We start from the raw sequence: 19999 nt of genomic DNA on the forward strand, positions 1-19999 counted from the left end.
GACAGGACCATGACCGCTTTTCACGTTACCGCCACGGGCCACAGCCTGAACTATCTGCCGGAATATGTCGCGGTGGATCAGGGCTTCTTCGCAGATGAGGGGCTTGAGGTCACCGCCAGCGTGCCCCGCCCGTGGGATCGGGTGCTGGACGATCTGCGCGAGGGGACGGCCAGCGCCGCGCTTGGCGGGATCTGGGTGCCCTCGATGTATCGCGGCCGGGCCGATCACCTGGTGCCGTTCGCACAGATCGCGGCGCGCGCGCCCCTTGCCCTTGTCGGGCGCGAACGGGCCGAGGATTTCCACTGGCGGAACCTGCCGGGAAAGACCGTCCTGATGAAGGGAAGCAACGGCGCAAGCGTCGGCCTCTACCTCAAGATGCGGATGCGGGAAGAGGGGCTGGACCTCGCAGGCAGCGGGTTCATCCAGGACCTCGACGGGGCAATGCTGTCCCAGCTTTTTCTGGGCGGGATGGGGGACTACCTGGTGACCGACTATCCCGGCGCGCTGAAACTGGCGGCCGGGGGGCGCTGCCATATCGTCCAGGCCTTTCCCGTCGAGGGCGGCCCGATCCCCTGGAGCGTCTATTACGCGCTTGGGCCGGCGGATGACGCGCGGTTGCAGCTTCAGACGGCATTCTGCCGGGCCTTGCAGCGCGGGATGGACTGGATCGCGTCCCGCGAACCCGAATCCTATATTGATTTTCTCACCCGCACCTTTCCCGCCCTGCCGCCCGAGGTTTTGTTGCAAGCCGCGCGAACCTATCGCGCGCATGGCATGTGGACGACCCCGAGGATCGACCCCGAAGGCTATGAAAGATGGCAGCACGGCATCGCCGACGGGCATCTGATCGAGCAACCGATTCCCTACGAGGTTCTGAACGATTCCCGGCCCACCGCACCGTCGAAACCCGCAGAATGAAGATCGCGGTCATCAATCCCAACACCACACAGGCGATGACCGGGATGATCGGCGCGGCGGCGCGGCGTGCTGCCGGGCCGGGAACCCGGATCCTGATCGACCAGTCGCCCGCAGGCCCGGCCGCCATCGAAGGTCCCTTCGACGGCGCGCTTTGCGTGCCGGGCCTGTTGCAGGCGATCCGAAAGGCGGAACAGGACGGGGCCGCCGCCCATGTCATCGCCTGTTTCGACGATACCGGCCTGGATGCCGCCCGCGCCATGTCCGCGCGCCCGGTGATCGGGTTGGGCGAGGCGGCCCTGCACATGGCCAGCCTGCTTGCGCAGCGGTTTTGCGTGGTGACGACCCTTTCACGCTCGGTTCCGACCTTGCGGGCCAACATCCTGCGCTATGGTTTCGACCGCCGCTGTCCGCAGGTGCTGGCCAGCGACATCCCGGTTCTGGATCTTCACCGTGCCGGAAGCGGTGCGAAGGAACGTATCGCTGAACTGATCGGCACCGGGTTGCGCAACGGGGCCGAGGCTGCGGTTCTCGGATGTGCGGGAATGGCCGATCTGGCGAACGAACTGACGCGGGAATTGGGCGTCCCGGTCGTTGACGGCGTCGATGCTGCCGTCCGGCTGGCCGAAGCTCTTGCCGCATCAGGCCACCGCCCGTCCAAGATTGGGGGTTGGGCGTTGCCGTCGCGTATTGATGAGCTTCCACCTGTCGCGGGGTAGCCTCTCCGTTACTCGCGGCGCGGAGTTGCGACCTGATCCATCAACTCGACATAGCGGTCTATGCGCTGGAAGCGGGCGACGCTTTCCTTTTCCTGGCGGGCGAAGATGTGCCAGCAGATATAGTCGATGATCGTCGTGGCTGCCGAAAGCGAGTTGAACGGTGCAGGGGAATGGCAGCGGCAACGGATCACATGATCGGCCGTTCTGGCGCTTTCGGCTGCGCTGATATCGGTGATGAGCGTTACAACGGCGCCAGCGGATCGTAGCTCGCTTATCAGGCGCGGAAGCAGTTTCGGCCGGCGCCGGAATGCGAACACCATGACCAGATCGCCCTTTCGCACGCCGGCCAGTTCATGCGCCATCGACGTGCCGGTCGCAGGCAGAACGCGAACGTCATCCTTGACCAGCCCGAAGTAATGCGCCGCATAATGGGCAAGGCCGAAGCCGTTGCGCAATCCGATGATCCAGACCCGTTCCGCCGAAGTGCTTGCAGAGCATATCGCATCGAGCGTGGCCGCAGGAATGCCGTTCACCGTGGCATGGATATTGTTGATGGTGGATTGGACCACCGTCGAAAGGGACAGCACACCCGGAGAGGTTTCCGGCTTGTCCAGAACGCCGCCCTGCGGTGAACCCCAATGCGTCGCTTCGCGGATCTGGCGCTTTGCCGCCGGATACGAGCTGTATCCAAGTGTGCGGATCAGCCGTGCGGCAGTGGCGGTGGACACCTGCGCCTCTCTGGCAAGTTCGGCGGCGGTATAAAGCGCCAGATCCATCTGATGTTCCAGCATGACATCGGCAAGGCGCCGCTCTGCCGGCGACAGCGAGGCATAGGCAGCATAGATGCGCGCTTCGAGAGATCGTGTCGAACTGTTCATCTTGCGCTCGGTGGCTGGGGCGGAAATGACACCAGCCTAATGGACAGGGCACCATGCCTCCAGAGGAAAAGGCGGAAGGGGATACCGTATATCGGGAAGGATTATATCGGGAAGGATTGGGCCTTTGTTGCCCCGTTGCGATCCGGCGGAACTGGATGGCGTTTGATGCCCTTGGGCCAGACCGAACGGATCAAACGCCATCGGCAGGGATGTTCGGGGTCGATGGCGGCCTGAAGCTTTCGGACCGCCCCTTGTTGTCAGATCGCGGCCAGCGCATGTCGGGTTTCGGTCAGCAGCCGGTCCACGTCGCTTTCCGAGAACACCAGCGGCGGACGGATCTTCAGGATATTGGCGTGATGACCGGTGGCCGAGATCAGGACACGCCGTTGCCGCAGACCGTCGACCACGGCCAGGGCTGTGGCCGAATCCGGTTCCTTGCTGTCGTGGTCCTTGACGAATTCGACCCCGATGTAGAGACCTGCGCCACGCACGTCCCCGATGCGTCCATCCTCTTGGGCGATCTTGCGCAGCCCCTCCTGGATCATGGTGCCGATACGCGCCGCGTTCTCTTGCAACCTGTCGTCGCGGATCACATCGAAGGTTGCCTTTGCCGCTGCGACAGCCACGGTGTTGCCGCCGAACGTGTTGAAATAGCGCATTTCGTTGCCGAAGCGCTCGATCACCTCGCCGCGTATCGCGACCGCCGCGACGGGGAAACCATTCCCCATCGGCTTGCCCAAGGTAACGATGTCCGGCACCTGTCCATGACGCTGGAATCCCCAAAGCCGGTCGCCCGACCGTCCGAATCCCGCCTGCACCTCGTCGGCGATGACCACTCCGCCGGCGGCATGAACGACCTCGGTGATCTGCTGCAAGATGTCGGTCGGATGGGCATAGATGCCATCGGAAGAGAACAGGGAATCCGCGATGAAGGCGGCGATGCCTTCGCCGCGACGTTCCAACTCGTCGATTTCATGCTGGACCTGACGGGCCAGTATGGCGCCGATCTCGGCCGGCTTCATGCGATAGGAATCTGGTGCGGATATACGGCGCACCCACTGCCCCAGCGGGCTTTTCTTGCCAAGCGAGGGCGACAGCCCCGCCGTCAGATGCGAGTTTCCGGTATAGGCCTCCGAGGTGATGACGATACCCTTCCGCCCGGTCTGATGCATGGCGATGCGCAATGCCAGATCGTTCGCCTCGGAGCCGGTGCAGGTGAACATGATGTGTTCGATCGGAGCGCCGAAACTGGGCACGATCTGTTCGGCGAATGCCAGAATGCCTTCCTGCACATAGCGGGTATGGGTGCAGAGCGTCTGCATCTGCCGATGCACGGCCTCGACCACCCGCGGGTTGCAATGGCCGACCGACACGACGTTGTTGTAGGCATCGAGATATTCATTCCCGTCGCGGTCCCACATTTTCGTGCCCAGCGCGAGGCTGATCTGAACCGGCTCGGCATACATCAGCCGATAGGCCGGACCCAGCAGGCGGCGGCGCTGGCGGATCATGTCCTGCATCGCCGGATCAAGCCTGTCCATGTCGTCCGGGTCGAACCCGTTCACCATGCCGATATTGATACGGGGCTTGTCATTGGCATTCATATCCGTGCCTCCTCTGTATTGCGGGCCGCCTCGCTTGCGGCGCTTGATGCGAATGTCTGGCTGATTTCGTCCGCTGGCAGGCTGAGAAACCGGCGCAGTTGGCCCCAACCCTGATGGGTGTTTCGCATGATATATGGCTCATTATCCGGAAACTGCCGGGCGCGCCATGTCGTGATCAATGCGCGCGCGATGACCCGAGCCATGATCAGATGGGGCAGAACCTCGATTTCCTCGGCGGTCAGGTCGGCCACGGCAAGATAACCGGCAAGCAGGTTGCGGCAGGGTTCAAACATTGCCGGTCCGCCTGCGGGGTCGAGTTGATTGAGCAGCGCCGTCGAAAGATCGACCACGATATAGGTGCGCACTGCATCGCCGAAATCGATCACGCCGGTCACGAAAGCCGGACTGTTCCGGTCGACGACGATGTTGGAGCGGCTGAAATCGTTGTGCAGCACCTGACGGCGGCAGACCTTCAGCCTGCTCTCGATCTGGTTGAAGCGATCCAGTCCTTCGGCCAGCATGGCGCGGTGTCCGGGATCGGCCACGCCGTCCAGCAGAAAGGCAAGCTTCGGCAGGTGCTGAACATCCCATGCAATTTCCCGCTCGTCATGTGGATGAGAGAAGTCGGCCGTGGCAAGCCGCAACCGCGCCAGGGTGGCGCCGACCCTGGCCAATTCGTCGCCAGCCGGTTCGAGCCGGTCAAGCGGCATGCCCTCCAGATAGGTAAGCATCCGAACCATCCGTGACTGCCCATGACCATCCGCGATGGTGAAGAAAGACCGGCCATCACGGTTACCGATGATGCGGGGCACGGGCAGGTCGGGATCGGTCCTTGCCAGATGGTCCAGCAAGTCGGCTTGAAGCGCCAGTTCGTTCGGATCCTCGTCGGGATTCGAGAACTTGACGATGAACCGTTCCCGCGTGGGGGTGGTCAGCAGGAAGGTATCGTCCTTTTCGGTGTCCAGGCGCTTGAGAGTGCCGGCCACGTTATAATATGCCCCCAGCACCGTCAGCGCCTCGTCGGCAGGGATCGACCTGAACGGCGTTGCAAGGCCACCGGCGCGTAGAAGATTGGTCGAGGACATCGGATGCCTTTCAGATCGAGTGGAATAGGGCGGGATGCTCCCGCCCCTGCTTCATGCGTTGGGCTGACGTTGCGAGCTGTGCCACGGCAGGGCGACCCTCTCCATCACGTCGACGGCGTAGAACAGGATCGTGCCCATCACACCCAGCAGCACCAGTGAAACGAAGACCCGCGTGGTGTCGAACTGGCCCTGCGCGGTCAGGACCAGGAAGCCCAGTCCCCGGCCTCCGGCGACGAATTCCCCCACGATGGCGCCGACCAGCGCGAAGGAGATGCCGACCTTCATGCCCGAAAACAGCGAGGGCAGGGCGTTCGGCACCCGGATCTTGTAGATGATGTCGAATTTCGAGGCCCGCGTCGCCTTGGCAAGGTTCAGCATGTCCGGATCGACCGAGCGCAGGCCCAGCACCGTGTTGATCACGATGGGAAAGATCGCCAGCATGACCGCCACGGCCAGTTGCGACGCCATGCCGGTGCCCAGCCAGATCACGAACAGCGGCGCCAGGGCGACCTTGGGCACCGAATTGACCGCGATGAGCAGGGTATAGACCGTGCGTTCGAGGAACTTCGACTGCACGATGCCCACGGCCATGATCACCCCGAGCGCGACCGAAATGGCAAAGGCGATACCCGTCGTCGAAAGGGTATAAAGCATGTTGCGGATAAAGACCCAGGGGCTTTGCATGAAGGCCGCCCAGATGGCCGAAGGCGCGGGCAGGATGATGGCGGGGGGATTGAATATCCGCACTCCGACCTCCCACAGCGCGATCGTGCCGAGCAGCACCAGGACGATATCCAGCGAGCGATTGTCCCGCATCAGCTTTGCGGCGAAACTGTTTTTCATTCCTGAATGACTCCGAGTTCGGCAAAGTGATGGCGGATGCGCTGGGCATAGACCCCGAAGGCTTCGGTTTCGCGGATGGACAGCGGGCGAGGGCGCGGCAGGTCAACGTCGAAGACATCGACGATCCGACCCGGCCCGCGCGACATCATCACGACCCGGTCGGCGAGAAACACCGCCTCCGAGATCGAATGAGTGATGAAGATCACCGTCTTGTTGCTGCCTTGCCAGATGCGGGACAATTCGACGTTCAGATCGTCGCGGGTCATCGCATCCAGCGCGCCGAAAGGTTCGTCCATCAGCAGCAGATCGGGATCGCAAAGCAAGGCCCGGCAGATCGAGGCGCGCTGCCGCATGCCGCCCGAAAGCTCCCACGGGTGACGGTTTTCAAACCCTTTCAGCCCGAAGCGTTCCAGAAGCTGCATCGCACGATCCCGATATTTCGCGCGCGAATGGCCCAGGAACTCCGCTTGCAGCAGCACGTTGTCCAGGATGGTGCGCCAGTCCAGCAGCACGTCGCGCTGAAAGACGACGCCCATCCGGTCGGGTGGGCCAGCCAGAGGCCTGCCCGAGACCGAAATGCTGCCCGAGGTAATGTCCTCAAGTCCCGCGATGCATTTCATCAGGGTGCTTTTGCCGCACCCGCTTGGGCCGACGATGCTGATGAACTCACCCGGCTGGACGTCCAGGTTGATATCGCTCAGGGCGACAATCTCTCCATGAGGCGAGGGATAGATCTTGTCCGTGGCGCTGACGCGAAGATACGGCTCGGCCGGAGGTGTGACCGTCATGTTCATGCCCGTTTCCTTATTCGGGAATCAGGTCGTTGGTGAAATAATCACCGACCTGCCAGCCGGAGGTGACGACCCCTGCCCGTTCCATCCCTTCCAGCGCGAGTTCCCAGTCCTCCGCTGCCTGCCAGCCGATCGGTTGACCCTCGGTTGCTGGGGTGTCGAAATATTCGACCGAGAGACGGATCTGCTCGCGCAGAACATCAGGATTCAGCATGGCATCCGGCCGCTGCGCCATCATGGCCTCGACGCCCAGATCGGGGTTTTCGGCCAGTTCGGCCCAGGCGCGCTGTTGCACTTCGACAAGTTTCCTGAGGTCGTCGGCCCGATTCTGGAGAGTCTGATCCGAGGCGATCAGGCCATAGCTGGGGAAATAGAGATCGGCAGCATCCGAGGTCACGCATTTCGACGGACGCGACGCCTCGGCCAGCGGCAGGGCAGAGGAAACGGTGGACATCATCCCGTCTGCACGACCGGCCGTATAGGTTCCCCACAGGGCTGATGCGTCGACGAACTCGATGGTGGTGTTGTCGCGGTCGAGTTCCCCGGCGGCAAGGAAAGTGTCGATATAGGGCGCCCAGGGGCTGGCGGCAAAGACGACCAGGGTCATGCCCCTCAGATCCTCGACCTTTTCGATGGGGGCATCCTTGTCGACGAGAACGCAAAGATCGGTGCGGCGGACGAAACCTGCAAAGGACGTCACCTGCGCCCCGCCCTGACGGGCCGACGGGACCAGGCCAAGCTGGATCTGGCCGACATCGGCCTGCCCCGCGTTGACCAGTTGCAACGTGTTGCCCGACCCGCGCCCATCCTGAATATCGACCGACAGCCCGGCTTCCTCGAACCAGCCTTGTTCTTGCGCAAGGTGCATGGCGGCGTGGACGCCCCAGGGCGAAAAGTCCAGCCGCACCGTAAGCGGCTCTTGCGCCGACAGCGGACTGGCAAGGATCAGCAGCGCGATGGTGGCTGACGATAGATTCTGCACTTTTTTCATTCGTCCTCTCCTGTGGTGTGGGCTGCGGCGAATCGCCCGGCAAGCCTTTCTGTTTCTGAGTCTATTAATAGCACTACTAGTCCAATAGTAATCAAGTTTCTTTGCTATATCCTGCAAAAAATTCATGTAATTTGCTGTTATATAACAGATAAAAAATCACTTGCTGGTTTGGAAATCGACATGTTACTAAACTAACCAACTAGTCCAACAAGGGTAAGAATCATGACGGTCTCGACGACCAGGACGGCGCGAATCGGCGTCGATATCGGCGGAACCTTCACCGATCTGGTGATGATCGAGGGTGACGGCCGTTTGCATCATGCCAAGGTCCCCTCGACCCCTGCCGCGCCGGAGGAGGCGGTGATCGCCGGGATTTCGGACCTGGTAAGGGATTCGGGTATCTCGGTCGGTGATGTGCGCGAGATCGTGCATGGCACCACCGTCGGCTCGAACACGCTGCTGCAAAAGGTCGGTGCCCGGGCGGGGCTGATCACCACGGCGGGATTCCGCGACGTGCTTGAGATCGGCCGCCTGCGCACGCCGAACATGTTCGACCTGCAATGGGACAAGCCCGTTCCGCTGATCCCGCGCCGGCACCGGCTTGAGGCACGGGAACGCATCGCCGCCGACGGCAGCGTCATCACGCCGCTGGATGAGGAAAGCGTCATCGCCGCCGCAGCCGAACTGGTCGAGGCGGGCGTGGAATCCATCGCCATCTGCTTTCTCAACAGCTATCGCAACCCGGTCCACGAACAGCGCGCCGAGGAACTGATCCGCGCGCGGTTCCCCAAGGTCCAGATCACCACCTCGGTGTCCGTCCTGCCCGAGGCCAAGGAATACGAACGCACCAGCACCACGGTCGTGAACGCCTATGTCGGGCCGGTTCTGGCCGCTTATCTGCAACGCCTGCAAACCGGCATCAGCCGGTTGGGCGTGAACGCGCCCCTGCTGGTCAGCAACTCGAACGGGGCGCTCGCCTCGGCGGAAACCGCCTGCGAGAAGCCGGTGTTCTTCATCTCGTCCGGGCGCGCCGCCGGGGCTGTTGGCGGTGCGCGTCTGGGCGAGGCGCTGGCGCAGGAAAACCTTGTCATCTTCGACATGGGCGGCACCACCGCCTCGGCCTCGCTGGTCAATGGCGGCGAGTTGAGCCGGGTCAGCGAATATGAATTCCGTGCGGGGATATCGACGCCTTCGCGCTTCATCAAGGCGGGCGGCTACATGATGAGCGTGCCGACCGTCGATGTCGCCGAAGTCGGCAGCGGCGCAGGCTCGATCGCCTCGCTGGACAGCGCCGGGCTGGTCCGGGTGGGTCCGGTTTCCGCGGGCGCCGATCCGGGACCGGCCTGCTACGGGCTTGGCGGCGACAAGCCGACGGTGACCGACGCGAACCTCGTTCTGGGCTATCTGCCCGAGGAACTGGCGGGCGGTGCGCGCCATCTGGACAAATCCGCATCCCAGACCGCCATCGCCGCCGGGCTGGGCGAGACGTTGAAACTTGATGTCACCGAGGCCGCCTATGGCATCCGCGAGGTCGTGAACGCCAACATGGCCCGCGCCATCCGTGCCGTGACGGTGGAACGGGGGGTGGATCCGCGCGACTTCACGCTGGTCGCCATTGGCGGGTCCGGTCCCGTCCATGCCGCCGCCATTGCACGGCTTTTGTCGATGGACAAGCTGCTGGTTCCGGCCACGCCCGGCGTGTTCACCGCTATGGGCATGCTTTCGAGCGACGTCGAACGTTATTTCACCGCCCCCGTCGGCGATGTGGTCGAGAATGTCGATCTGGAGAAACTGGCCTGCGCTACTGCGGAACTGCGCCAGCAAGCCGTGGCCATCCTGCGGGACGAGGGTATCCCGGACGATGTCATGGAGCTTTTGCCCGAAGCGAACATGCGCTTTCGCGGACAGGAGATGTCGCTGGCAATTCCCTTTGCGGAACCCTTCGATCCCGCCCGCGTGCGCGAGGATTTCCTTGAGACCTACCGCTCGATCTACAGCTATGTCTCGTCCGATGCCGTCGAGGTCGTCGGCATCCGCATGACCGGGCGAGGACTTCGGCAGGGGCGGCTGGATTTCCGCAAGCTTTCGGCCCCCGATCACGAAGAGGCGGGGCCGGTCGCACAGCGCAGGGTCTATTTCGGCAAGGATACCGGCTGGATCGAAACCCCGGTCTACGACCGCACACGTTCGCCGCGCAAACTGAATGGCCCGGTCATTGTGGAATCGAACGACAGCACGGTGGTCGTGCCGCCGGATGCCACGGTCGAGCGCGACGACTTCCTGAACCTCCACATCCGTCTTTCGTAAGGAGCGCCGGTCATGACCGAGATATCCACCAACGACCCGATTACCTTCGCCGTGCTGAAAAGCGCCGTCGAATCCATCGTGGACGACATGGCCTATACGGTGATGCGGACGGCGCGTTCGCCCATCGTCCGCGACGTGCTGGATTATTCGACCACCATGTGCGACGCCAAGGGCCGTATCCTGGCGCAGGCCAAGACCGTGGCGCTGCATCTGGGGGCGGTTCCCGACGCCATGCAGGCGCTGCTGGCACGGTTCGAAGGCGACCTGCATCCCGGCGACGTCATCATCTTCAACGACCCCTATGAAGGCGGCATGCACCTGCCCGACATCTTCATGTTCAAGCCGATCTTCCACGGCGACGAACATCTGGGTTTTTCGGTGGTGATCTGCCATCATTGCGATGTGGGTGGCCGCGTGCCCGGCTCGAACGCCAGCGACTCGACCGAGATATTCCAGGAAGGGCTGCGCCTGCCGCCGCTCAAGCTTTACGATCGCGGGGTCCGCAACGAAATCGTCTTCGACATCATCGGCCGCAACGTGCGCCTGCCGGATCTGGTCATCGGCGATCTTGAGGCCCAGTTGGCGACCTGCGCGCTTGGCGAACGGGAATTGCTGCGCATCGTCGACAAATACGGCGCGCCCGCCTTCAATCGATTCCTTGCTGATTTCCTCGATTACGGCGAGCGTCTGACCCGCAACGAGATCGCCAGATGGCCGGACGGCAGCTATGAGTTCACCGATTACATCGACGGCGACGGCTTCGATCCGGCGCCGATCCCGATCAAGGTGACGATCACCGTCAAGGACGACCATCTGGACGTGGATTTCACCGGCAGCGCGCCGCAGGTCAAGGGTGCGATCAACTCGACCCTGTCCTTCGTCAAGTCCGCGACCTATCTGGCGATCCGCTGCACGCTGGACAGCGAGGTGCCGAACAACTCGGGCATGTATCGCGCCGTCGACATCCGCGCACCCAAGGGCAGTTTCCTCAACCCGCACTTTCCGGCGCCCGTCGCGGCGCGCGCCCTGACCGGCTATCGCGTGGTCGATACCGTGCTTGGTGCGCTGTCGAAGATCGTGCCGACGCGCGTATCCGCGGCGGGCGAGGGCGGCAATTCGGTGGTTTGCCTGGGCGGCTATGACAAGCAGACCCGCCAGCCCTTCGTGATGGTCGACATGATCAACGGTGCCCTGGGTGCGCGTGCCACCAAGGACGGCATCGACGCGATCACCAACCCGTCGCAGAACATGTCGAACATGCCGGTCGAGCTGATGGAATCGACCTATCCGATCCGCATCGAGGAATATTCGCTGCGCACCGATTCTTGCGGGGCGGGCAGGCAGCGCGGTGGCCTGGGCGTGGTGCGCCAATATCGCCTGCTGGCCGAGGATGCGGTGCTGCAACTGCGCGCCGACCGTTACGAGCATCGGCCCTATGGGCTGTTCGGCGGCAATCCGGCGGCGCCCTCGCGCAATCTGCTCAGCCTGAGCGGCGGCGCATTCGAACTGCTGGACAGCAAGGTCACGCGCAACGTCGGCAAGGGCGATGTGATCCGCCATGAACAGGCTGGCGGCGGCGGTTATGGCGACCCCTTGCAACGTCCGCTGGAAAAGGTGCTGGAAGATGCGCTGGATGGCAAGATCACCCCGGCTTTCGCCCGTGAGCATTACCGGGTCGTGATCCACGACGGGCAGATCGACGAAAAAGCGACGGCGGAGTTGCGTGATCGTCAGCCGGAGGTCGTCTGATGTCCCCGCTGCGGCGTTTCGCGATCAACCAGATCACCACGCGCGACTGGACCCTTGAACAGGCGGTGAACGGCTATGCGCGGCAAGGTGTCGCCGGGATCGGCGTCTGGATGGAGTATCTTGACGCTGCCGGGATCAGGCAGGGTGCCCGGCTGATCCGCGATGCCGGGTTGTTCGTGCCCTGCCTTTGCACCAGCGCCTGGGTGAATATTGCCGACAAGGATGGTTTCAACGCAGCCCTTGACGAAAACCGCCGCCGGCTGGACGCCGCCGCCGAGATCGGTGCGCCCTGCCTGGTGGTCGTGCCGGGCGGGCTGGCGACGGGCGAGAAGGATCTGGCGGCGGCGCGGTCGCGGGTGATCGGGGCGCTGGAGGAACTTCTGCCCCATGCCCGCGAGGTCGGGGTCAAGCTGGGCCTTGAGCCTCTGCATCCGATGTATGCGGCGGATCGCAGTTGCCTGAACAGCTTTGCCCATTGCCTGGATCTCTGCCGCAGTCTGGGCGAAGGGACCGGCATCGTCGCCGACACCTATCATTGCTGGTGGGACGCCGGTTTCATGCCGGGTTTGCGCGCGGCAGGGCCCGAGAACATTCTTACCTTTCACCTTTGCGACTGGCTTGTGCCAACCCGCGATGTATACCATGACAGGGGCATGATCGGCGACGGCGTGATCGATTTCGCGGCTTACAAGGCGCTTCTCGACGAGATCGGTTACGACGGCCCCTTCGAGATCGAGCTGTTCTCGAAACTCGACTGGTGGTTGCGTGATGGCAACGAAACCGTCGCCGTCTCGGTCGAACGATGTGCGCCATATGTGGCGGAAAGGCGGAAGGCGCCGTGCTGAACGGTCCTTCGACGGAAGTGGTAGGGGGGCAGATGGCGGAGAAACCCGCTATTCGGGACGCGATACGGACACAGGAAAAGATCCTGGCGGCGGCACAGGCCGAGTTCGCCCGTCGTGGCTATGATGGTGCGCGCGTCGATGCCATCGTGACGCGGGCGAAGGTCAGCAAGAACCTGCTTTACCACTATTTTCGCGGCAAGGAGGATCTGTATATCCGCATCCTCGAACGCACCTACGAGACGCTTCGCCGCCGGCAGAGCGATGTGCCGGTGAACGGACTCGATCCGCTCAACGCGATGATCCGGCTGTGCGAGAACACCTTTCGCGTTTTCGTCGAGGAACCCGACGTGATCGTGATGCTGAACACCGAAAACCTGCATCGAGCCAGGCATCTCGCCAAGTCGACGATCATCCGCAGCATGTATGACAGGCTGTCCGAAAACCTGCGCGAAATCCTGCAAGCCGGGGAAGAGCAGGGCGTGTTTCGCAAAGGCGTCGATCCGGTCGAGCTTTACATCTCGATTTCGGCTCTGGGCTATTTCTACCTGTCCAACAGGCATACCCTGTCGATGCTGTTCAATCGGAAACTGAGCGCGCCCGAGAATATCGAGCATCGCCAGGCGCATCTGGTCGATATGGTCATCAGCTATCTGACGCGCGAACCGCAGCCGGGCGACTGGACGCCGGAACTGGCGCGCTGAGCGGGTCGATCACCGCAAACCGCAATGTCGCGACCACGAGGATTGGCATGTCCACCCATAATGCTGGCCGCTTCATGGGCACCGCCATCGGGCCGATGCTGTGGGGCACGACCTATGTCGTCTTTGTCCAGACGCTGCCGACAGACTATCCCCTGCTGATCTCGGCGCTGCGAGCGTTGCCGGCAGGGCTTTTGATGTTGCTGTTCGTTCGTCGCCTGCCGTCGCTTCGGATCCTGTTTCCCGTCACGGTTCTGGCGCTGACGAATATCGGGGTGTTCTTTGCGCTGCTGTTGATCAGTGCCGCGCGCTTGCCGGGTGGCATCACCGCGACACTGGCCGCGTGCCAGCCGCTGCTGGTCGCACTTCTGGCATGGCCGCTGCTGGGCCTGCGGCCGGGGGCAGGCCGGATCGCGCTGGCCGTGCTGGGAATGGCCGGCGTCGGCCTGATGGTGCTGAACGGCGGCCTTGCCTACGATTTGACGGGCGTGCTGGCCGGGATCGGAGCGGCCCTGTCGATGGCGCTTGGCATCGTGCTGATGGAGCGCTGGCGCAATCTTGCGCCGCCGAGGCAGATGGCGACATGGCAACTGTTGATCGGGGGCGCGCTGCTTTTGCCGGTCGCGCTGCTTGTCGAGGGATTGCCGACGCATTGGGACAGCCGGAACACCTTGGGTCTGGGCTATCTGACGCTGTTTGTCACCGCCCTGGGATACTGGCTCTGGGTCAGCGGGGTGCAGAGACTGGGCAGCCGGGTTTCGGTCCTGGCCTTTCTCAGCCCGGTGGTGGCGCTGGTTCTGGGTATCGGGGTCATGCAGGAAACCCTGAATGCCCAGCAAATTCTGGGCGTGGCGATGGTTTTCCTGTCAATCGGCCTGACGTTGAAAGGCCGGGGTTAGACGCGGAAGCGCATCGCCATGAAGCATGCCGGAACGGCGCTTTGCTGAACCTGCATGCAGCTTATGAGGTGGTCCGTATCCATGTCCGGTTTAAAGTTCCAAAATGGAACTTTAACGGTCTTAAATTGAGCTTTTCCCCTTGATGGTGCTTGGTTAGCCTTTGATCGAGCCAGAGTAGAGATGCTGCCGTGAAAGATGCCGCCCCCGTCATGAAGTTGCACCAGTTGCTTGCGGAAAGCCTCATCCGGATGGGGGTGACGCGGTTGTTCGGGCTGGTTGGCGATGCGAATCTGTTCCTGGTCGATGCTTATCGCAGGAACGGGCAGGGGCGTTATATCGCCTGCACGCACGAGGCGAATGCGGTGCTGGCAGCCATCGGGGCAGCGCAGGTGACGGGGCGGACCGGCGTTGCGACCGTCACGCATGGACCGGCGCTGACCAATGTGATGACCGCGCTGACCGAGGCCGCAAAGGGCGGCATTCCGTTGGTCGTGCTGTGTGGCGATACGGCGCCGGGGGATACGCAACATCTGCAAAAGATCGACCAGCGCGAAGTGGTTGCCGCATCCGGCGCCCTCTTTGTCGAGATGCACGGTCCCGACACCGCCATCGACGACCTGGCCCGCGCCTTCAGGCTTGCCGCCCACCATCGCAAGCCGGTCGTGTTCAACATGCGCATTGATCTGCAATGGCAGGATGTCCGGCCGCGCGGCATTCCGATGGAAATGCAGGCCGTTCGGATGGCTGCCGCCTCGGGCGAGTTGCTGGAGGAGGCGGTCGGCATGCTTGCCTCGGCCCGCCGGCCGCTGATCCTTGCCGGGCGCGGTGCCGTGTCAGCCAGGGCGCGCGAGGCGATCCTGCAGCTGGCGCGGCGGATCGAGGCGCCGCTGGCGACGACCCTGAAAGCCCAGGGCCTGTTTTCGGGCGAGCCGTTCGATCTTGGCATCTGCGGCGGTCTCAGCCACCCGACCGCGACGGATCAGATCGCCGGTTCGGACTGCATCCTGGCCTTTGGGGCAAGCCTCAGCAAGCATACGACCGAGATGGGCGCCTATACCAAGGACAAGCGCATCATCCAGATTCTGCCGGATATGCAGGAAACGCCGCGGCTGGATGTGCCCTCGATCCGGCTGTTCGGCGACCTCCCCGCTACCGCCGAGGCGATCATCGAACTGCTCGACATGGCCGAGATCCCGGCATCGGGGGCCACGACCGAAGATCTGGCATCGCGCATCGCCGACGAGGCGCGCGCGGCGGGGCAGGACCTGCCCTTTGCGGCGATGGCGCCGGGAACGGTCGATTTCGCGCCCGCTTTGCGGCGTCTTGGCAAGGCGCTGCCGGATCGGCGTGTGTTGGTGGCGGACCTGGGCCGGTTCGTTACCACCGCGTGGCGGCATCTTCCGGTCTCGTGCCCTTCGGACCTGGTCTATACCAGCCATTTCGGCGGGATCGGCTGCGGCATGGGCCAGGCGGTCGGAGCCGCGGCGTCGGTATCGGATCGCCCGACCGTGCTGGTCGTCGGCGATGGCGGTTTTCTGCTGTCGGGCCTGTCCGAACTGTCGGTTGTCCGGCGCGAAAAGCTGGATCTGATCATCATCGTTTGCAACGACGGCAGCTATGGCGCGGAACATGTGCAGTTCACGAACCGCAACATGCCCCCCGACCTGTCGATGATCGACCCGCCCGATTTCGCGGCAGTCGCACAGGCGATGGGTCTTTGGTCGCTTCGCGTGACGGATCGCGACCAGCTTGAAGCAGCCTGTCTTGCCATTCGCGAACGGCGGGGACCCGTGCTGATCGACCTGCGGCTCGATCCGGCGAAAATCGAAATGTAGCCAAGCCCCGCCAGAGGGACAGGCATGACCGCTGCGGACAACCACGCGGCAAACCAACCAACAGGAGTCACCAGCCATGAGCCTTTCCAGACGCAACTTCCTGCAACTGTCTTCGGGCGCGGCAATGGCCAGCGCCTTCGGCCTGCCTTCTTTCGCGCAGGATGGTCCCTTCACCGTCAACATGTTTGGCGGACGTTGGGAAAACGACTGGCGCCAGCATGTCATGCCGCGCTTTTCGGAACAGGTGGGCCGCCCGTTCAACCTCGATATCGGAATGGGCACCTCGTGGGTGGCGAACTTCCGCGCTGCCGGACCCGAGAACCCGCCATTTCCGGCGGTCATGCTGAATGAGCGCTACACGGCCATGCTGCGCAACGAGGGCTATTTCGCCACCCTGACGCCCGAAAATGTGCCAAACATCGCAGATGTCATCGAGCCTGCGATCCTGAAGGGCAATACCGGCGTGACCGGTATGCTTGCGCCGTTGGTGATCGCTTATCGCACCGACATGGTCGAGCAGGCGCCGCGTGGCTGGGCGGACCTCTGGGATGAACGTTTCCGTGGCCAGATCGGACTTTACACGATTACCAACTCGGCCGCCGTGATGATGGCATTGTGGGCTGCCGAGCATTTTGGCTCGGGTCGCGACGATGTCGAAACTGCCGTGGCCAAGTTCAAGGAACTGGCGCCGTTCCCGCAGCTTGGCTATTCCGCGCAGCTTACGCCCCTGATGATGCAGGGTCAGATCGCAGTTGCCCCCCTTGACGTGGGCGAGGTCAAGACGATGCAGGATCAGGGCCTGGCGGTCGACTACGTCGTGCCCGAGGAAGGGATGCTGGTCTTCGATCATTCCTTCTCGGTCTTTGAACACAGCCCCGACAGGCAGCTTGGCTTCGATTATGTGAACTTTGTCCTCAGCCCCGAGACGCAGCTCTGGATGGCCGAGAACTGGTTGATCGCGCCTGTCAACAAGACGGTGGAACTGCCCGAAGATCTTGCCAGATGGCCGCTGCAACCCGAACTCGTGTCGCAGGCCATCCGTTTCGACTGGGACGAGGTTCTGACGATCAGCCCGCAGTTGAATGACCTTTGGGAACGGACGATCTGAGCAATGGCGGCGGTTGAAGTCAGGGACCTGCGCAAGCGTTACGGAAGCTTTCTGGCCCTGGACGGCGTCAGCTTGACGGCGCAGACGGGCCAGCTGGTAACGCTGCTGGGTCCGTCCGGGTGTGGAAAAAGCACGACGTTGCGTTGCCTGGCGGGGTTTCTCGACCCCGATGGCGGCAGCATCTCGATAGATGGGTCGGACATCCTTGGCGTCCCTGCCAACCGTCGTGGCTTCGGGGTGGTGTTCCAGAACTATGCGCTTTTCCCGCACATGACCGTGGCCGGCAACATCGGCTATGGGCTCAAACTGCAGAAGCGCCCGAAGACCGAAATGGCCGAGCGGATCGCGGACGCCATGCGTCTGGTCCGGCTTCAGGGGCTGGAGGACCGTTATCCGCGCCAGATCTCGGGCGGGCAGCAGCAGCGCGTCGCGCTTGCGCGCGCGTTGGTCCTGCGGCCTCGTTTGCTGCTGCTGGACGAGCCGCTGGCCAATCTGGATGCGCGCCTGCGCGACGAAGTGCGCTGGCTGATCCGCGACGTCCAGCAGGAATCGGGCATCACCGCCTTTTATGTGACGCACGACCAATCCGAAGCGATGGCGATGTCGGACATGGTCGCGGTGATGAAAGAGGGGCGGGTCGCGCAATTCGCCACCCCCCGCGAAATCTACCAGAAACCCGTCGAACGCTATGTGGCCGACTTTACCGGCGAGGCGAATTTCCTGTCCTGCACCCGTGTCGCACCCGTGGCGGGAGGTTACGATATCGAGGTTGCCGGCGCACATCTGCGGGTTGCGGGCGTTCCCGGTATCCGCGACCGGGCCGAGCTTCTGCTGCGCCCCGAAGCCCTGTCCATTGCCCCCGATACCGGGCAAGCCCTGTTTCAGGGCCGGGTGGAAAAGCTGGCATTCCTGGGTGCTTCGCAGCATTGCGAGGTTCGGCTGCCGGACGGCGGCGCGCTGAAGCTGGCCGTTCAGGCGAACCGCCCGGTTGGGGTTGGCGATCAGGCCGGCATCAGGATCGATAGCGAACACGCCTGGCTGATGCCCGAGGTCCGGCAATGACCCGCGGTGCCCGGCTGAGACTGCTGCTGGCTCTGCCCGCAGTCGCGCTGATCTTCGTCTTCATGGTCCTGCCGATCACCAATATGGTCGAGATGAGCTTTCGCACGCTCGGCACGACCGCACCATTCGGTGACAGCTATACCACCGGCCATTATTCCCGCATCCTTTCCGACGGTTATTACTGGCAGGTGCTGCTGAGGTCGCTGGTGACGGCGTTGCTGGTGACGTTGCTGTGCCTTCTCGTCAGCTACCCGATCGCATGGCACATGTCGAAGGCGCATGGCTTCAAGGCGGTCATGCTTTATGCGCTGATCGCATCGCCGCTGATGACGGGCGTGCTGGTGCGCAACTTCGGCTGGATGATCGTAACCGCGTTGAACGGTCCGCTGAACGAGACGCTGCTGGGGCTGGGTATCATCGAACGACCATTGAGGCTGCTCTTCACGCAGGGGCTTGTGGTGCTGGCGCTTGTCCATGTCTTTGTTCCCTTCATGGTGCTGCCGATCAACAACGCGCTGCGCAATATCCCGCCCGCGCTGGTCGAGGCGTCCTCGTCGATGGGAGCTAATCGCTGGCAGGCGTTTCGGGACGTGATTCTGCCTCTCAGCTTTCCGGGCATCTATCCGGGCGTGATCCTGGTCTTTGTGTTGTCGATCGCGGCCTATGTGACGCCCGCGCTGCTTGGTGGCCAGATGGTCAGCTACATGCCCACGCTGATCGTGGCCGAGTTGAACGGCACCTTCCGCTGGCCTCTGGGATCGGCCCTGGCCATCGTCCTGGCGGTGGTGACATTGATCTGCGTGGCGGCCTTTACCCTGCTGACCGCAAAATTGATGGAGAAGTCGCGCGCATGACCGATCAGACGAACACCTTCGGCAATCGGCGTGTCATGGCCCCGGCGTTCGGGCTGTTGATCGTGCTGCTATATGTCTTCCTGCTTGCGCCGCTGGTCACGATCGTCGGCGCGTCGTTCACCGGCGGGCTGTTGATGCGCTTCCCCCCCGAGGGGCTGTCGCTGCAATGGTATCGCGAATTCTTCGCGCGCCAGGATCTGGTGGATGGGCTGCTTATGTCGCTGCGGATCGGCACCGTCACGGCAGTCGTCACCACTGCCGTCGCCATCATGGCGGGGTTGGCGGGGCAGGTGATCTCGGGGCGTTGGTCGGGATGGTTCCAGATCGGCATGACGCTGCCGCTGCTGGTTCCCGAATTGCTGACGGCCATCGGGCTTTTGTTCTTTCTCTACAAGATCGAGCTTGGCAAATCCGTGATCGGACTTCAGATCGGACATATCCTGATGTCCTTCCCCTATGCCTATGTCTCGATCGTGGCGGCGTTGCGCCAGGTTCCGGTCTCGCTTGAGGAAGCCTCGGCGAGCCTGGGGGCAAGCGGCTGGCAGACCTTCCGGCTGGTGATCCTGCCGCTGGTCATGCCCGGCGTCGCGATGGGGGGCATCTTTGCCTTCATCAACAGCTTCGACCTCTACACCGTGTCGCTGCTGTTGAAGCCCTTGGGCGGCAATACGCTGCCGCTGGCCCTGTTCGATTTCCTGACCTACGAGTTCAAGCCCACGGCTGCCGCCGCCGCGACCATTTCCATCCTGCTCTCCATTCTGGGGGTCGCGCTGGTCCAGCGGCTCGTCGGGCTGCAACGCGCCTTCTGAAGGGGGG

Annotated in this window: 18 protein-coding genes; 12 read left to right on the forward strand and 6 right to left on the reverse strand. The window is 63.0% G+C overall.

Annotation, left to right across the window (positions count from 1 at the left end; all coding sequences use genetic code 11):
- The first annotated feature begins 9 nt into the window (after nt 1-9).
- Entirely contained in the window at nt 10-918 is a 909-nt protein-coding gene (locus Q0O97_RS01125) for an ABC transporter substrate-binding protein (protein ID WP_294923588.1), read from the forward strand.
- Nucleotides 915-1634, forward strand: a complete 720-nt coding sequence (locus tag Q0O97_RS01130) for an aspartate/glutamate racemase family protein (RefSeq protein WP_294923591.1) — start codon at nt 915-917, stop codon at nt 1632-1634. The genes Q0O97_RS01125 and Q0O97_RS01130 overlap by 4 nt, the downstream gene beginning before the upstream one ends.
- Nucleotides 1635-1642: 8 nt before the next feature.
- Here the strand turns inward: Q0O97_RS01130 and Q0O97_RS01135 are convergent, their stop codons facing one another.
- The 6 genes from Q0O97_RS01135 to Q0O97_RS01160 all read right to left on the reverse strand — a co-directional run bounded on the left by Q0O97_RS01135 (nt 1643) and on the right by Q0O97_RS01160 (nt 7826).
- Nucleotides 1643-2512 (reverse strand): MurR/RpiR family transcriptional regulator, encoded by an 870-nt coding sequence (locus Q0O97_RS01135; protein ID WP_294923595.1) that lies wholly within the window; start codon nt 2510-2512, stop codon nt 1643-1645.
- Nucleotides 2513-2769: 257 nt separating this feature from the next.
- Nucleotides 2770-4116 carry an aminotransferase class III-fold pyridoxal phosphate-dependent enzyme gene (locus Q0O97_RS01140; RefSeq protein ID WP_294923598.1) on the reverse strand — a complete coding sequence of 449 codons (1347 nt, stop codon included), beginning with the start codon at nt 4114-4116 and terminating at the stop codon, nt 2770-2772.
- Nucleotides 4113-5201 carry a phosphotransferase gene (locus tag Q0O97_RS01145; protein WP_294923601.1) on the reverse strand — a complete coding sequence of 363 codons (1089 nt, stop codon included), beginning with the start codon at nt 5199-5201 and terminating at the stop codon, nt 4113-4115. Before Q0O97_RS01145 ends, Q0O97_RS01140 begins: the two co-directional genes overlap by 4 nt.
- A 51-nt stretch (nt 5202-5252) precedes the next feature.
- On the reverse strand, nt 5253-6044 hold the full coding sequence (locus Q0O97_RS01150; RefSeq protein WP_294923604.1) for an ABC transporter permease: 792 nt from the start codon (nt 6042-6044) through the stop codon (nt 5253-5255).
- Nucleotides 6041-6838, reverse strand: coding sequence for an ABC transporter ATP-binding protein (locus Q0O97_RS01155; RefSeq protein ID WP_294923606.1), 798 nt, complete (start codon nt 6836-6838; stop codon nt 6041-6043). The genes Q0O97_RS01150 and Q0O97_RS01155 overlap by 4 nt, the downstream gene beginning before the upstream one ends.
- Nucleotides 6839-6848: 10 nt before the next feature.
- Nucleotides 6849-7826 carry an ABC transporter substrate-binding protein gene (locus tag Q0O97_RS01160; RefSeq protein WP_294923609.1) on the reverse strand — a complete coding sequence of 326 codons (978 nt, stop codon included), beginning with the start codon at nt 7824-7826 and terminating at the stop codon, nt 6849-6851.
- 222 nt (nt 7827-8048) lie between these two features.
- Between Q0O97_RS01160 and Q0O97_RS01165 the strand changes: the two genes are divergently transcribed.
- The 10 genes from Q0O97_RS01165 to Q0O97_RS01210 all read left to right on the forward strand — a co-directional run bounded on the left by Q0O97_RS01165 (nt 8049) and on the right by Q0O97_RS01210 (nt 19992).
- On the forward strand, nt 8049-10133 hold the full coding sequence (locus tag Q0O97_RS01165) for a hydantoinase/oxoprolinase family protein (protein WP_294923611.1): 2085 nt from the start codon (nt 8049-8051) through the stop codon (nt 10131-10133).
- Between the two features lie 12 nt (nt 10134-10145).
- A complete protein-coding gene (locus Q0O97_RS01170) occupies nt 10146-11882 on the forward strand; it encodes a hydantoinase B/oxoprolinase family protein (protein ID WP_294923614.1) in 1737 nt (578 codons plus the stop codon).
- A complete protein-coding gene (locus Q0O97_RS01175; protein ID WP_294923617.1) occupies nt 11882-12727 on the forward strand; it encodes a sugar phosphate isomerase/epimerase family protein in 846 nt (281 codons plus the stop codon). The genes Q0O97_RS01170 and Q0O97_RS01175 overlap by 1 nt, the downstream gene beginning before the upstream one ends.
- A 32-nt stretch (nt 12728-12759) precedes the next feature.
- Nucleotides 12760-13428, forward strand: a complete 669-nt coding sequence (locus Q0O97_RS01180) for a TetR/AcrR family transcriptional regulator (protein ID WP_294923619.1) — start codon at nt 12760-12762, stop codon at nt 13426-13428.
- Nucleotides 13429-13475: 47 nt separating this feature from the next.
- Nucleotides 13476-14324, forward strand: a complete 849-nt coding sequence (locus Q0O97_RS01185; protein ID WP_294923621.1) for an EamA family transporter — start codon at nt 13476-13478, stop codon at nt 14322-14324.
- 188 nt (nt 14325-14512) lie between these two features.
- Nucleotides 14513-16159 carry a thiamine pyrophosphate-binding protein gene (locus Q0O97_RS01190; RefSeq protein ID WP_294923623.1) on the forward strand — a complete coding sequence of 549 codons (1647 nt, stop codon included), beginning with the start codon at nt 14513-14515 and terminating at the stop codon, nt 16157-16159.
- 76 nt (nt 16160-16235) lie between these two features.
- Nucleotides 16236-17267 (forward strand): extracellular solute-binding protein, encoded by a 1032-nt coding sequence (locus tag Q0O97_RS01195; RefSeq protein WP_294923625.1) that lies wholly within the window; start codon nt 16236-16238, stop codon nt 17265-17267.
- 3 nt (nt 17268-17270) lie between these two features.
- Nucleotides 17271-18329, forward strand: coding sequence for an ABC transporter ATP-binding protein (locus Q0O97_RS01200; RefSeq protein ID WP_294923626.1), 1059 nt, complete (start codon nt 17271-17273; stop codon nt 18327-18329).
- Complete coding sequence (locus tag Q0O97_RS01205) at nt 18326-19183, forward strand: ABC transporter permease (RefSeq protein WP_294923629.1); 858 nt, start codon at nt 18326-18328, stop codon at nt 19181-19183. The genes Q0O97_RS01200 and Q0O97_RS01205 overlap by 4 nt, the downstream gene beginning before the upstream one ends.
- Nucleotides 19180-19992 carry an ABC transporter permease gene (locus Q0O97_RS01210; protein ID WP_294923633.1) on the forward strand — a complete coding sequence of 271 codons (813 nt, stop codon included), beginning with the start codon at nt 19180-19182 and terminating at the stop codon, nt 19990-19992. The genes Q0O97_RS01205 and Q0O97_RS01210 overlap by 4 nt, the downstream gene beginning before the upstream one ends.
- The last annotated feature ends 7 nt before the right edge of the window (nt 19993-19999 follow it).

The organism is uncultured Paracoccus sp., assembly GCF_945915435.1.
Classification (GTDB): Bacteria; Pseudomonadota; Alphaproteobacteria; order Rhodobacterales; family Rhodobacteraceae; genus Paracoccus.